This is a genomic window from Rufibacter sp. LB8 (assembly GCF_014876185.1).
Classification (GTDB): Bacteria; Bacteroidota; Bacteroidia; order Cytophagales; family Hymenobacteraceae; genus Nibribacter.
Genome location: NZ_JADALJ010000001.1, coordinates 1717501 through 1731641 on the forward strand (window position 1 = coordinate 1717501; position 14141 = coordinate 1731641).

The 14141-nt window shown below is 48.8% G+C and carries 15 protein-coding genes and 1 tRNA gene (1 of these 16 running past the window's edge); 7 read left to right on the top strand and 9 right to left on the bottom strand.

Annotated elements, in window-relative coordinates; all coding sequences use genetic code 11:
* The 3 genes in view from IMY23_RS07350 to IMY23_RS07360 are tightly spaced (each overlapping or abutting the next) and all read right to left on the bottom strand, a layout consistent with a single transcriptional unit that may run on beyond the window.
* Nucleotides 1-1121 carry the 5' portion of an adenylosuccinate synthase gene (locus IMY23_RS07350; RefSeq protein WP_192821457.1) on the bottom strand. It extends 148 nt beyond the left edge of the window, so 1121 of the gene's 1269 nt are visible here — the first part of the coding sequence; its start codon is at nucleotides 1119-1121; the stop codon falls past the left edge of the window.
* Complete coding sequence (locus tag IMY23_RS07355) at nucleotides 1122-1469, bottom strand: STAS domain-containing protein (RefSeq protein WP_192821458.1); 348 nt, start codon at nucleotides 1467-1469, stop codon at nucleotides 1122-1124.
* Nucleotides 1466-1936 carry a Fur family transcriptional regulator gene (locus IMY23_RS07360; RefSeq protein ID WP_192821459.1) on the bottom strand — a complete coding sequence of 157 codons (471 nt, stop codon included), beginning with the start codon at nucleotides 1934-1936 and terminating at the stop codon, nucleotides 1466-1468. The genes IMY23_RS07355 and IMY23_RS07360 overlap by 4 nt, the downstream gene beginning before the upstream one ends.
* 213 nt (nucleotides 1937-2149) lie before the next feature.
* Between IMY23_RS07360 and IMY23_RS07365 the strand changes: the two genes are divergently transcribed.
* Nucleotides 2150-2896 (top strand): outer membrane beta-barrel protein, encoded by a 747-nt coding sequence (locus IMY23_RS07365; protein WP_192821460.1) that lies wholly within the window; start codon nucleotides 2150-2152, stop codon nucleotides 2894-2896.
* 236 nt (nucleotides 2897-3132) lie between these two features.
* Here IMY23_RS07365 and IMY23_RS07370 read toward each other — a convergent pair whose 3' ends face one another.
* Entirely contained in the window at nucleotides 3133-5337 is a 2205-nt protein-coding gene (locus tag IMY23_RS07370) for a bifunctional (p)ppGpp synthetase/guanosine-3',5'-bis(diphosphate) 3'-pyrophosphohydrolase (RefSeq protein ID WP_192821461.1), read from the bottom strand.
* Nucleotides 5338-5487: 150 nt separating this feature from the next.
* On the opposite strand from IMY23_RS07370, the gene IMY23_RS07375 reads away from it, so the two are divergent.
* The 5 genes from IMY23_RS07375 to IMY23_RS07395 all read left to right on the top strand — a co-directional run bounded on the left by IMY23_RS07375 (nucleotide 5488) and on the right by IMY23_RS07395 (nucleotide 8818).
* Nucleotides 5488-5569, top strand: a tRNA-Leu gene (locus IMY23_RS07375).
* Between the two features lie 77 nt (nucleotides 5570-5646).
* Nucleotides 5647-6975, top strand: a complete 1329-nt coding sequence (gene tig, locus IMY23_RS07380) for a trigger factor (protein ID WP_192821462.1) — start codon at nucleotides 5647-5649, stop codon at nucleotides 6973-6975.
* 384 nt (nucleotides 6976-7359) lie between these two features.
* Nucleotides 7360-7605, top strand: coding sequence for an AbrB/MazE/SpoVT family DNA-binding domain-containing protein (locus IMY23_RS07385; RefSeq protein ID WP_192821463.1), 246 nt, complete (start codon nucleotides 7360-7362; stop codon nucleotides 7603-7605).
* Entirely contained in the window at nucleotides 7596-7919 is a 324-nt protein-coding gene (locus tag IMY23_RS07390) for a type II toxin-antitoxin system PemK/MazF family toxin (RefSeq protein ID WP_192821464.1), read from the top strand. The genes IMY23_RS07385 and IMY23_RS07390 overlap by 10 nt, the downstream gene beginning before the upstream one ends.
* 200 nt (nucleotides 7920-8119) lie before the next feature.
* On the top strand, nucleotides 8120-8818 hold the full coding sequence (locus IMY23_RS07395; protein WP_192821465.1) for a ClpP family protease: 699 nt from the start codon (nucleotides 8120-8122) through the stop codon (nucleotides 8816-8818).
* Between the two features lie 71 nt (nucleotides 8819-8889).
* Here the strand turns inward: IMY23_RS07395 and IMY23_RS07400 are convergent, their stop codons facing one another.
* Nucleotides 8890-9090, bottom strand: coding sequence for a hypothetical protein (locus IMY23_RS07400; protein ID WP_192821466.1), 201 nt, complete (start codon nucleotides 9088-9090; stop codon nucleotides 8890-8892).
* A 157-nt stretch (nucleotides 9091-9247) separates the two neighbouring features.
* Here IMY23_RS07400 and clpX point away from each other — a divergent pair, with 157 nt between their 5' ends.
* Entirely contained in the window at nucleotides 9248-10477 is a 1230-nt protein-coding gene (gene clpX, locus IMY23_RS07405; protein ID WP_192821467.1) for an ATP-dependent Clp protease ATP-binding subunit ClpX, read from the top strand.
* Between the two features lie 85 nt (nucleotides 10478-10562).
* Here the strand turns inward: clpX and lpxB are convergent, their stop codons facing one another.
* The 4 genes from lpxB to IMY23_RS07425 all read right to left on the bottom strand — a co-directional run bounded on the left by lpxB (nucleotide 10563) and on the right by IMY23_RS07425 (nucleotide 14132).
* Nucleotides 10563-11708, bottom strand: coding sequence for a lipid-A-disaccharide synthase (gene lpxB, locus IMY23_RS07410; RefSeq protein ID WP_192821468.1), 1146 nt, complete (start codon nucleotides 11706-11708; stop codon nucleotides 10563-10565).
* A 134-nt stretch (nucleotides 11709-11842) separates the two neighbouring features.
* Nucleotides 11843-12262, bottom strand: a complete 420-nt coding sequence (locus tag IMY23_RS07415) for a 6-carboxytetrahydropterin synthase (RefSeq protein ID WP_192821469.1) — start codon at nucleotides 12260-12262, stop codon at nucleotides 11843-11845.
* On the bottom strand, nucleotides 12262-13269 hold the full coding sequence (locus IMY23_RS07420; protein ID WP_192821470.1) for an iron ABC transporter permease: 1008 nt from the start codon (nucleotides 13267-13269) through the stop codon (nucleotides 12262-12264). The genes IMY23_RS07415 and IMY23_RS07420 overlap by 1 nt, the downstream gene beginning before the upstream one ends.
* On the bottom strand, nucleotides 13266-14132 hold the full coding sequence (locus IMY23_RS07425; RefSeq protein WP_370589836.1) for an ABC transporter substrate-binding protein: 867 nt from the start codon (nucleotides 14130-14132) through the stop codon (nucleotides 13266-13268). The genes IMY23_RS07420 and IMY23_RS07425 overlap by 4 nt, the downstream gene beginning before the upstream one ends.
* Between the last annotated feature and the right edge of the window lie 9 nt (nucleotides 14133-14141).

Genomic DNA, 14141 nt, shown 5'->3' on the forward strand with positions numbered 1-14141 from the left:
CCTTTCATGTTAATATAGACTGGTGTGAGTTCTGTTTTATCCATATCATGCGGCAAAAGGTCTGTTACGGTGCCATCTGCCATTTTATAATGGGTGCAGATGCTGATTTCCTCAAATCCGTCCAGCACGTCGGCTTTCATCATGTTGAGTTGGGTCACGCCGTTCAGCATGATGGCATATTTTAGCGAGGGCAGGTCTATCCAACCGCAGCGACGGGGCCGGCCGGTGGTGGAACCGAACTCACGGCCGGCCTGGCGGATCTTCTCTCCTACTTCGTCATGCAATTCTGTAGGGAACGGACCGCTTCCCACGCGGGTACAGTAAGCTTTGAAAATGCCGTACACCTCGCCTATATGTCTTGGGGCAATACCTAACCCGGTACAAGCGCCCGCTACCAACGTATTGGAAGACGTCACATAAGGGTATGTCCCGAAGTCTATATCTAAAAGAGAACCTTGCGCGCCCTCAGCTAGAATCTTCTTTCCGTCTTTAATAGCCTGGTTGATCATATACTCAGACTCCACCAACGAAAACGTACGCAGGAATTCTACGGCGCTGAAGAATTGCTGCTCCAGTTCCTCAATATCTAATGATTTTTGGTAGAACGAAGCGATTTTCTGGTGCTTGGCCACCGTGGCTTTGTACCGTTCTTCAAAATCTGGCTGCAGAATGTCCCCAACGCGTAAACCGCTTCGGCCAATTTTGTCTTGATAGGCCGGGCCAATTCCTTTTTGGGTAGACCCAATCTTTGAGGTACCTAAGGCTTCTTCAGAAATTCTGTCAAGGCTTTTGTGCGATGGCAGAATGAGCTGCGCTTTTTTAGATATGTGCAGGTTTTGGGTAACGTCAATGCCGCGCGCCAGCAGTTTCTCCACTTCTACTCTAAATACTATAGGGTCCAGCACTACGCCGTTGCCAATTATATTAATAATGTGCGGATGGAAAATGCCAGACGGAATCTGGTGCAGCACGTGCTTGGTGCCCTCAAACTCTAAGGTATGGCCTGCGTTGGGGCCTCCCTGGAAACGGGCCACCACATCATACTGTGGGGCCAACACGTCTACAATCTTTCCTTTTCCTTCGTCGCCCCACTGGAGGCCTACTAATATGTCAACTGGCATTTATAATGATTCTTTAAGAAGCTGAATGGCGGTGGCCTCATCTTCGGCAACGGTGAAGATGGCGTTCAGTTTGGTGATGATTAATAATTTACGGATGTGCTCAGAGGGATTGATCAAGAGAAGCTCGCCGCCCCGGTTCCTGAATTTGGTCAGCAAAGACACCAACACGCCTATGCCGCTGCTATTGATGAACCGAACGTTGGACAGGTCTATGGCCGAGAGCAGCATGGAGTCATCAATGGTGGTGTTGGCCAGGTCCATGAGGCGCTGGGTTTCGGGCCCGCCAATCATATCGCCCTCTAACCTAATGATGAGAATGTTCTCTTCTGATGTGTGTTCTATTTTCATTGGTTGGGTGCGTTTAACTTGGCCTGGCAGTCGCCGCAGATGCCGTACAAATTTAAGGAGTGGTGCAGAATATTAAAATTGAGCAACTCTCCCACCATGGTCTGGATGTTGTGCACCCGTGGATCACAGAACTCCACCACCTTGTGGCAGTCTGTACAGATCACGTGGTCATGCTGCCGGCGGCCGTAAGATTTTTCATACTGGGCCAGGTTGCGGCCAAACTGGTGCTTGCTCACCAGGTCATTCTCCACCAGCAGGTCCAAGGTGTTATAGACCGTGGCCCGGCTCACCTGGTAGTTCTTGTTCTTCATGCTGATGTAAAGCGACTCCACGTCAAAATGCCCGGTGCGGGAGTAAATCTCCTCCAAGATGGCGAAGCGTTCCGGGGTTTTCCGGAGGCCTTTGCTTTCTAGGTAGGCGGTGAAGATCTTTTTCACCTCAATAAATTTGAGCTCATCTAGTGCCATACGCGTTCCTCTGCTGCAAACTTAATAGTTTTAACTGGTAATGCTAAACCTCCTGCCCCAGCATCTGCAATTCTCACTACCTACTAATGAGTATTTATGGGAGAAAAAGTAGCCTTTGAAATACAAGAAATACTTATTTGAATATATTTGCCCCACAACTAATCCTTTTTATTTGTAAAGGATAAAATCTAAACCTTTTAACTATTTTCTTTTATGACAACAATTACTTTCTTGAAAGGCATGAAAGCGGCCTCTCTGGTTTGCTTGCTAGGCGCATTGCCAACCGTAGGGTTTGCCCAGAAATCTGAAGAAGCCCCCGCCGCCAAAGTGGAGACCATTCTAACTGTGAACGCACCGGCTGAGAAAAGCCTGAACATCTCTTACCGTGAGGCTACCTCTTCTTACAAGCCATACGCTGTAAAACGCAAGCCGAAGGCTTCTTTTGAAGGTGGAACAAATGAATTGAAGATTGGTTACGGTGTAGTTACTGAAAACAAGAAACCAGACGGCATGTTTGGACCATTCACTGCTTCATTTGATAGAGGACTTGGTGCCGAGGTGGGCCCTGGCGTTATTGGTGTAGGTGCAAGCTTGTCTTACGCCTCTGTTAGTGATGATGAATCATTTGCTGATGATGTAGAATTCACCTCTAGAATAATAGTTATCTCCCCAAGACTAACGTATCACTTAGACCTTCTACAGAATGAGCAAGTAGATTTATATGCTGGTCTTGCCTATAACTATGCTACTGTTTCAGCTTCATTTGATTATTCTGGCGATGATGAGGACATTGAAGAGCAAGTAGATGAGTTGAATGAGGAAATGGAAAGTGACTCAGAAGGCGAAATTGGCTTCTTAGTTGGTGCTTCTTATTACTTCACTGAGAAGATTGGTGCCTTTGCTGAATTCCAGACGAAGAACTTGTCTCAATTGGCCATTGGCTTGAGCATCAAGTTCTAATTCATAGAACCCAATCATATAACAAGAAGAGCCCGCTACAAAGCGGGCTCTTCTGCTTTTACAGTTGGTGTGATTTAAAATTTAGATCTTCCCCTATTTCCGTTTTCGGGCTCAATTCTGGAAATGGAGCCAAAAACAGCATGCGTGGCGAAACTTGACAGCTTATGCAAAATGCTTTCCGTTTTTGGCTTCATTTCTGGAAACGAAGCCAAAAACGGAAATTCTTACTCACGCTGCTAAGAATCAAACCGGTCCACGCTCAGCACGCCGTTCACTTTCATGAGCCGCTGAATCAGTTTCTCCAGCTGGGCGGTGTCATTCACAAACACCATCAGCCTGCCTTCAAACACGCCGTCATTGGAGTCAATGGTGATGGAGCGCATATTCACTTTGAGCGAGTTGGAAATCACCTTGGTTACATCATTCACCAAGCCCACGCGGTCGGTTCCTTTAATGGTGATACCCGCCAGAAACGACAGTTCCTGCTGCCCGGTCCACTTGGCCTTCACAATGCGGTGCCCGTAATTCGACATCAGTTCCACGGCTTTGGGGCAGGTAGTGCGGTGAATAGAAATACCGTGCTTCACCGTCTGGAACCCGAACACATCATCTCCCGGAATAGGATTGCAGCATTTGGCCAGTTCATAGTCTATCTTGTCGGTGTCGCCGCCAATAACCAGCAACTGCGAGTTGATGCCCCTGATTTTCTCCACCTCTTTGTCAAAACTGGAGCCGTCTAGCATAGACACCGGCTTATACTGGTCACTGTGCGGGTTGAAGATGTAGTCTTTGATTTCCTTGATGTCCAGCAGGCCCGCCGCCACTCTATAATAGAAGTCCTGTAAGGACGGCGCGTTGAAATAGGCGGCCAGGCGGTTGAGGTTGGCGGTGGAGGCCTCAATGGAAAGCTGTTTCAGGCGCGCTTCTACAAGTTCACAGCCTTCCTCGGCTTTCTCTTTGCGTTCTTCGCGCAGGAAATCTTTTATTTTAGAACGCGCTTTGGATGTGGTGACAAATTTCAGCCATTCGCCGGTGGGCTTCTGTTTCTGCGACGTCAAAATCTCTACCTGGTCGCCGTTGTGCAAGCGGTAACTCAACGGCACCAGTTTCTGGTTCACCTTCGCGCCCAGGCACTGGTAGCCAATCTGCGTGTGTATCTCAAAGGCGAAATCCAACGTGGTGGCTCTATCCGGAAGAATAATCAATTCCCCTTTGGGTGTAAACACGAAAATTTCCTCCACAAACAGGTTGGTCCGGAACTCATCCAGGAACTCAATGGCGTTGGTGTTGCTCACTTCCAGCATGTCGCGCACTTTGTTGATCCAGTTGTCCAGGCCAGACTCTGCCGGGCCCACACTGCCGGTTTTGTATTTCCAGTGGGCCGCATAGCCGCGTTCGGCCACGTCATCCATGCGTTTGGTTCTGATCTGCACTTCCACCCATTGGCCGGTTTTGCTCATGACCGTGGTGTGCAAGGCCTCATAGCCGTTGGCTTTGGGCGTGCTCACCCAGTCACGCAGGCGGTCTGGGTTGGGCTGGTAAAAATCGGTGACAATAGAATACACGCGCCAGCAGGCCGGTTTCTCCTGTTCATACGGCACGTTCAAGATGATTCTGATGGCGAACAGGTCATAGATTTCCTCAAAGGTGACGTTCTGCTTCTTCATCTTTTTCAAGATGGAGTAAATGGACTTGGGCCGGCCTTTCACCTCAAAATCTGTGAACCCTTGTTTGCGCAGTTCTTCTTCTATAGGCGAAATAAAATCTCCAATGAACTTGCCGCGCGCGCTCTTGGTCTGCCTGATTTTATTGGAGATGTATTTATAGGTCTCAGTATCTGTGTACTTGAGATGCAGGTCTTCCAGCTCAGACTTAATGGCATACAAACCCAGGCGGTGGGCCAAGGGCGCGTACAAATACATGGTTTCTGAGGCAATCTTGAGCTGCTTGTCACGGGCCATGCTGCCCAGCGTGCGCATGTTGTGGAGGCGGTCAGCCAGTTTAATCAGAATCACGCGCACGTCATCTGAAAGCGTGAGCAGCATTTTCCGGAAATTCTCTGCCTGTTGGCTGGTGCCGTACTCAAAGACACCGGAAATCTTTGTCAGGCCTTCAATGATTCTAGCCACCCGAGGCCCGAAGTCGCGTTCAATGTCGGCAATCTCCAGGTCGGTGTCTTCTACCACGTCATGCAGGAGCGCGGCCACAATGGAGGTGGTGCCCAGGCCAATCTCTTCCACGGCAATCTGGGCTACGGCCAAAGGGTGCAGAATGTAGGGCTCACCTGACTTGCGGCGCATTTCTTTGTGGGCCTCCAACGACGTGTTGAAAGCCTTCTTTATAATCTTGGCGTCATTGTCTTTTAAGAATGGTTTTGCGTGGCGCAGCAACTTTCTGTAATGGCGCAGTATCTCCTTCCGCTCGGCTTCGTGGTCAATCATAGGGGTAAGTACGTCAGATTACTCGCAAAAGCAAGAGTGCCCGGCATGCTGACCAGTTTTATAAAATTTTTACCAAAAAAAACGAAAGCAAGTTGCATAAACAAAAAAGAGTTTGCTACATTTGCAGCACCATTACAAAACACACTGTATGCGGATGTGGCGAAATTGGTAGACGCACTAGACTTAGGATCTAGCGCTGCGAGGCATGGGGGTTCGAGTCCCTCCATCCGCACAAGTGAAACCCTCAATCCCAACCGGGGTTGGGGGTTTTTTCAATTTTATAGTCGCACAACTTAAACCTCAAGCACCTTGAATATTACCCTCAATCAAACCGACGGCCAGAACGCCAGCCTAACCGTAAGCCTGCAAGAGGCTGATTACGCCGCGCGCGTAGACGAGCAAATCAAAGATTACAGCAAGAAGGCCAACATCAAGGGTTTCCGTCCGGGCAAGGTGCCCGCCGGCTTGATCAAGAAGATGTACGGCAAAGGCATTCTGGTGGACTCCATCAACCAGTTGTTGCATGAGTCAGTGAACAACTACATCAAAGAAAACAAGCTGCGCATCTTGGGCGAGCCCCTGCCGGAGCGCTTGGATGACAGCACCATCAACTGGGACACCCAGAAGGAGTTTGAGTTCAGCTACGCCATTGGCCTGTTGCCTGAGTTTGAATTGCCTTTGTCTGACGTGTCTGTGCAGAAATACAACATTGAAGTAGACCAAGTTACTGTTGACGAAGCCTACGAGCAGATGCAGAAGCAGTTTGGCAAAACCACCAACCCAGACGTTTCTGAAGCCAATGATTACCTGTACGGTGACCTGAAGCAAACCGAAGGTGAGTTTGAAACCAAGACTTTATTGCCATTAAACAAAGTGTTGGCCGGTGCCGATAAATTTGTAGGTGTAAAACCAGGTGACACCATCACGTTTGACATTAGAGAAGCCTTTGGTGATGACGCGGCCCTGGCCCATGTTACCGGCCTGAGCAAAGACGTGACCAAAGACCTGAACGGCGAGTTTACGTTTGTGGTGGAGAAAATCAACCGCACAGAGAACGCTGCCATGGACCAGGAGTTCTTCGACAAAATCTTCGGGAAAGACAACGTGACTACGCAGGAAGAATTTGACGCCAAGGTACGCGAGGTGATTGGTGAAAATTACGAGCGCGAAGCCATTAACATCTTGGACCGTGACGTGATTGACCAATTAGTAGAGAAATCTTCTATTGAAATCCCGAACGAGTTCTTCAAACGCTGGTTGACCGTGACCAACGAAGGCAAAATCACCCCAGAGCAGATTGACGAGTTCTATGACCAATATGTGAAGGAATTGAAGTGGTCTATGATCCGGAACAAAGTAGTGGAGGAGAATGACATTCAGGTGAAGAACGAAGACGTGGTGGAAAGTGCCCGTCAGAAAATGATGGCGCAGTTCAACATGCCAGAAGTTCCGGCAGAGATGGAAGACACCTTCAACAATTTCCTGGACAACCACTTGAAGCAAAACAACGGCAAGAACTTCGTGAACGAGTACGAAGCCTTGGTAGCGGAGAAAGTGTTGGAGTTTGTGAAAAGCAAAGTGACCATCACTGAAAACAGCATCACCGCTGAAGAATTCAGAAACAAGGTAGGCGCGTAAGTAGCTTAACTAACTTATAATGAAAAGCCTCTGGTAAATGCCAGGGGCTTTTTTGTTTATTCCTTATTTCAATCTTCTTCATACACAAGTTGTCTAGAAGTTTAATGAAATGTGTGTTTTAGAAGCTGTATTAAGTTTCTGATTTCGGGCTCATTTCCAGAAATGAGCCCGAAATCAGAAATTAGGAAAAACTAATTTTTCAGCATTTCCACAAAATTCTAACCAGCTGCAATAAGTAATTCTTCCCAAATCCCATTTAATAGTAGTAGTAGTAGTAGTAGTAGTAGTAGTAGTAGTTAGAATTCATAATGGAGTACGCAGAACACTATTTTGCTTTTAGTCGTAAACGTAGTAACTTTGTAATTACATATCTATTGTACAATTATGGAAGTATCAATCATTCAAATAGGAAACTCTAAAGGCTTTCGCTTACCCAAGGCCATCCTTGAAAGATATAATATTAAGGATAAGGTGGAAATGATTCTGGAAAAGGGTCAAATCGTATTGAAACCCATTGACCAACCAAGAAAAGGCTGGGACCTTGCCTTCAAGAAAATGCATGAGAGCGGTGAAGACCAACTGCTTCTCAACGATGTGTTTGAGGACGAAAACTTTGAGGAATGGACGTAAATCAATATGACATTGTGCTGGTTAACCTAGACCCAACCGTGGGGAGTGAGATTCAGAAAACCAGGCCGTGCGTTATTATTTCCCCTAACGAAATCAACTATAATCTTAGAACGGTGGTGGTCGCGCCAATGACTACCAAAAGCCGTACCTACCCAACACGAGTTAAAATTAAGCACAATAACCAAACGGGGTGGGTAGTGCTAGACCAAATAAGAACCATAGATAAAATTAGAATTATAAAAAGTCTGGGCCAACTGCACCCTTCTGAAGCCACTGCCTGCAAACAGATAATTAAAGAGACGTTTGTAGATTGACAAGTTAGGTGTAACAAAAGGTTTATTATCTGACACATACTTCCTGATGATACCCTCCGCCATAATGGCAGCAAAACCCACCTTTCCGTTTTTGGCCTGATTTCTGAAAATGAACCTGAAAACAAATGCCCGCCATTTGGGCTTTGGATTTTGTAACCCACGCCTTTCTTTTTAAGTTAAGGCTTCTAAACAGAACCCATATGTACAACAAAGACGAATTCAGAAAATTTGCCGTACACGGTCTGGGCATGAGTGGCCTGGGCGTTGACCAATACCTCACCCACCTAGAGAGCAAAACCAACATGCACCCTACCAGCATGACCCGCTCCGTGATTGAGGAAAGACCCACCAACTTTAGAGAGATTGACGTATTCTCCCGCTTAATGGTAGACCGCATCATTTTCCTGGGCACCCAGGTAGATGACTATATCGCCAACATCATCACCGCGCAGCTCCTGTTCCTGGAAAGCGTTGACTCTAAGAAAGACATTCTGCTTTACATCAACAGCCCCGGTGGTTCTGTGTATGCCGGTTTGGGTATTTATGACACCATGCAGTACGTGCAGCCGGATGTGGCCACCATCTGTACCGGTTTGGCCGCTTCAATGGGAGCGGTGTTGTTGTGCGGCGGCGCCAAAGACAAGCGCTCTGCCCTGCCTCACTCCCGTGTCATGATTCACCAGCCTATGGGTGGTACGCAAGGCCAGGCCTCAGATATTGAGATCACCGCCCGCGAGATCCTGAAACTGAAAAAAGAACTCTACGAAATCATCTCCAGCCACAGCGGCAAAACCGTGGAAGAAGTTGACAAAGACTCTGACCGCGATTACTGGATGATTGCCCAGGAAGCCAAGGACTATGGCCTCATTGACGAAGTATTGACCCGTCATAAAGTGTAATCTCACCTACTACTTTATTAAAAAAGGCCTGCCCACCAGCAGGCCTTTTTTAATATCCTGACTTTCTACAACTACACCACAGGCAAGGCCAGCAACAGAAAATTGGGCAAACAAAATCGTCCGTTTTCGGGCTCATTTCCAGAAATGAAGCCAAAAACGGAAGCCAGAAAGTACAGTAACAATAAAATAACACCAATCCAGTGAGCACTAGAAATCAGGCATAAAGTGCAAAAAGAGCAGGCAGCGCGTTCTCCTTCAATCAGATACAACATATACTATATTTTATAAGCCACTTACTTCCAAACAGTTGTTCCAGCGTTTCAGAAACTTTATCTGAAAATATATTGGCGCAGTGCTTAACCAATTTTGTAACTTTGCCGTAGCTGCCCCAATTTAGCGGTCGGCAAAGTACACTCCACTCCCCGGTTTATGGCAGAAATTACGTGCTCCTTTTGCGGCAAGAATAAGAAAGAGGTGTCTGTGATGATATCAGGCATAAACGCTCATATTTGTGAGCGCTGCATTGGCCAGGCACAGCAAATCCTGAACGAAGAAAACAGGCTGCGCGCCACCAACCGTGCCCCCAAGTTCAACCTCATCAAACCCCGGGACATGAAAGAGTACCTGGACCAGTTTGTGGTTGGCCAGGACGAAGCCAAGAAAGTGATGTCAGTGGCGGTGTACAACCACTACAAGCGCCTCATGCAGAAGCCCAAGACAGATGACGTGGTGATTGAGAAATCCAACATCATCATGGTGGGCGAAACCGGAACCGGGAAAACATTCCTGGCCCGTATGCTGGCCGGTGTGCTGCAAGTGCCATTCTGTATAGCCGATGCCACCGTGCTCACCGAGGCCGGGTACGTAGGCGAAGACGTGGAAAGTATCTTGACTCGCTTACTTCAGGCCGCCGACTACAACGTAGAAGCCGCCGAACGTGGCATTGTCTACATTGACGAGATTGATAAGATTGCCCGCAAAAGCGACAACCCCTCTATCACCCGTGACGTGTCTGGCGAAGGCGTGCAGCAGGCTTTGTTGAAACTGTTGGAAGGCACCGCGGTGAACGTTCCGCCGCAGGGCGGGCGTAAGCACCCAGAGCAGAAAATGATTTCGGTGAACACAGAGAACATTCTGTTCATCTGCGGCGGCGCCTTTGTGGGCATTGACCGTTTAATCAAGAGCCGCCTGAACACCAAACCCATCGGGTTCTCCAAGACTTCCCTGGAAGAGGAGATGGACACCAACAACTTCCTGCGCTACATTACCTCGCAAGATCTTAAATCCTTCGGGTTGATTCCGGAGCTCATTGGCCGCCTGCCGGTGGTCACGCACCTGAACCCGCTGGACAAAGAAACCTTACGTTTGATCTTAACCGAGCCTAAAAACTCCCTGGTGAAACAATATAAGCGCCTGTTTGAGATGGAGAACATCACGCTTTCCTTCTCAGAAGACACGCTGGAGTACATTGTGGAGAAAGCCGCCGAATACAAACTTGGTGCGCGCGGCCTTCGCTCCATCTGCGAGGGAATTATGACCGATGCCATGTTTGACCTCCCCTCAGAAGAGCAGGAAGGCACCATGGACCTAGTCATCACCCTGGACTATGCCCGCGACAAGTTTGAGAAATCATCCATCAAGCAATTGAAAGTAGCTTAATCACAAGGAATCATAAAACGGAAAGGCTCCCTTAGCAATGCGAAGGGAGCCTTTCCGTTTTTGGGCTCTACATTTGAAATGAGGGCTAAACCGCGTCTTTCTTACGAACCGGTTGCGGCTGGCCTTCCTGCAGGTATTCCACCATCAGTTTGGCCGCCGTCTCTGAGGTATTGAAATCCCCTATGAGTTCCTTTACCTGCTTGTAACCCAGGAGTTGTTCCTGTCTCCCCGCGGGGTTTTCCAGAATGTTCTTGAGCTCGCGCACCAGGTTCTGGGCATTCATATCGCCTTGAATCAATTCTGGCACCACTTTCCGGCCGGCAATCAAATTCACCAAAGAGATGTAATCTACCTTGATCACCGCTTTGGCAATGAGGTAGGAAATATTGCTGGTGCGGTAGCAGACCACTTGCGGCACATTGAACAAAGCCGTCTCCAGGGTAGCCGTGCCAGATGTTACCAAGGCAGCGTCTGCGTGCGCCAGAATGTCATAGGTTTGGTCATAGACAATCTTGATGAAGGGCTCACGGTTAAAGTTCTCGTAATATTCCCGGGAGAAATTACCCACGGCGGCCACCACAAATTGGTAATCCTGGAACGGCGGCAGAATGCTGAGCATGATGTAGAGAATGTTCTCCACTTCCTGCTGCCGGCTGCCGGGCAATACCGCTATAATGGGCCGGTCATCCAAGCCGTTGTCTTGCCTGAAATTGGGGTTGACCGTGTGGGCATTGACCGCGTCAGAAACGGGGTTTCCCACGTAATCTGTGTTATAATCAAATTTCTGGTAGAAGTCTTTCTCAAAAGGCATGATCACAAACATCTTGTCTACCAGACGTTTAATCTTGTGTACTCGCCCTTGGTTCCAGGCCCAGATTTTAGGGGAGATGTAATAAAAAACCTTAATGCCGTGCTCCTTCGCGAACTTGGCCATGCGCATGTTGAACCCGGCATAGTCTACCAGAATCAGCACATCTGGTTTGTTCTGCAGTAAATCTTGCTGGCATTCCTTCAAGAACCGCTTGATTTTGAGAAGGTTGGTGGCCGCCTCCAGAAAACCCATAAAGGCCATCTCGCGGTAATGCTTCACCAACTCAGCCCCCGCCTCTTCCATCATCTCGCCACCCCAGGCCCGCACCTGCGCGTTGGGGTCCTGTATATGCAGCTGCTTAATGAGGTTGGAAGCGTGCAGGTCTCCGGATCTTTCACCGGCTATGATATAATACTTCATCTAGAGGGCTATGGCCATTAAAAGCGCATATTGGTTTGTAAGTACCTATAAACAAAGTTGATGCCTGAAAGTTTCACGCGCCCTTTGTTCTTTCAAATTACCCCGGCACCAAGCACCGGTACAATAGTCAGTGTCTACTCTTCGCCCAGATACTCCACAAAATTGCGGGGTGTCTCATAAAGCTTGAGGCTGTGCAACCTGGCCTCAGAAATATTAGAAATCAACGGATAGAGGATGTTCCAGAACTCCATGACCAGGTTTTCTGTGCTGGCCAGCTTTCCTTCCATGAACGGCACATCCATGTTCAGGTTTTTGTGGTCAACTTTCTGAATGATGTTCTCCCTGATGAGCACGCTCAGTTTCTTGAGGTCAATCACAAAGCCCGTGTCCGGGTCTGGCTTGCCTTTTACCGTTACAATCAACTCATAATTATGCCCGTGCCAGTTGGCGTTGGCGCATGGCCCAAAAACTTCTTTGTTTTTGGACATGGACCAATTGGGATTGTGCAGCTTGTGGGCCGCATTGAAATGTTCTAACCTGCTTACGTATACCATTAATTGAATCGGTAATTCTTTCTACGCAGCAAATATACAAAGAAAGGCACACCAAAGAACGACGTAACTATGCCAACCGGTAAACCTGCCGGCGGATAAATCAATCTGGACAGGATATCACACAACACCAGGAACAAACCACCGGCCAACGCGGCCGCCAATAAATTGAATCTATTAGTAGTACCCAACTGCGCGCGCGTAATGTGCGGCACCATTAATCCCACAAACCCCACCGGCCCAGAGAACGCCACGGCAAAACCTGTTACCACAGACACGGTCACCATCATCACCCATCTAATGCCGCTCACGTTCACGCCCAGGGTCTCGGCGCGTTCAGTGCCCAGGAGCAAGGCGTTCAAATGGCGTTGAAGGAAGAAAAACAAGACCAAACCCAGACTCACGGCCGTGGCCGGATAGCCCAGGGTGCCCCAATCGGCTTTCTCAAAACCGCCCATGCTCCAGAATACCACAGACTTGAGCTGACTTTCAGAATCAGAGAGAAACATGATTAGACTTACCAGCGCCGTGAGCAAAGAGCTAAGGGCAATGCCCACCAACAGCATTTGGCTGGGAATCAACTGTCCGCGTCTGGAACCCAACAACACCACTACCAAGGTCACGGCAAAAGAACCCACCAAGGCAAAAAACGGCGGCAGGTACAAGCCAAAAATAGTCAGCTCCGTGAGCAGGAAATAACTCAGCGAAGCACCCAAAGACGCGCCCGAGGCCGTGCCTAATAAATAAGGATCAGCCAACGCATTGTTCACCAATGCTTGCATTAAATAACCCGAAAACGCCAAAGAAGCCCCGGTTAAAAACGCCAGCAGCAACCGGGGCAAGCGCAAATTCACAATGCTGTAATGCGCGGCATCTGTGCTGTTATAGTTGGTAAATGCTTCCAGAATGGTGCTATAAGGTGTGGAGATGCTGCCTACCCGCAAACCCAGGAAAAAGCCTACCGCCAGCAGTAGAAACAAACCAAAAAAAACAGCCAGGGTCTTTCTCACATCAGTTTTGATTGCAGTTCCAAAATACCCTCCACCACGCGCGGCCCGGGCCTGGACATTAAATTGTCATCTACCTCAAAAATACGTTTCTGCTGGTAGGCCTTCACGCGCCGGAGTTCGGGGTACAGAGAGAAAAAGGTTTTATCAAGGTGTTCAAAGGTTCCGCCTAAGATAATGTCTGGGTTGAGCTGCAGAATGTACTCGCGGGTCAGGGCCGGGTACGGCTGCGCGAACAACTCCTGCACCGCGTTTTTCCCACCGGCGTACCGGAGTTTGTCTGTGAACAGCGTGTTCAGGCCGTACACGTAAATAGGGTCGCGCCAGGTAATGGCCAGTACGGTTGGGGCTTCCTGGGTTAAATTATTGCCAGTGAGGGCCTGTACTTGCTGTTGCAAAGAATCTACTAGGCGCTGCGCAAATTGTTCACGTTTCAGGAGTTTACCCAAATCCAGCAATCCGTTGAAAATATCGGCCACGCTGTCATACGCCTGGTAGTACACCGGAATACCCAGTTTCTGAATCTGCGCGGCCACTTCAGAGGAAATAATGCCCTCAGACGCGAAAATCAGGTCTGGTTTTAAAGCCAGCAGCTGTTCATAGTCCATGGGATAATTGTTCACCACCGGTTTGGCCAAAGCCGCTTTGGGGTAATCACAGTTCTGGGTCCGGCCGATGATGGTGGCGGGGTCGGCCACGGCAAAAAGCATTTCGGTCATGGAGGGCGTGAGGCCCAGCACACGTTTGGGCTGCACCGGCACGTGCACTTTTCGGCCTAAATCATCTTCCACGGTGCGGAAGGTGGCGGCCACGGCAGCGGTCTCTTTCTTGGGCTGGGTGTCGCAGGCGGTAAAAAAAGCCAACACAACCGCCAC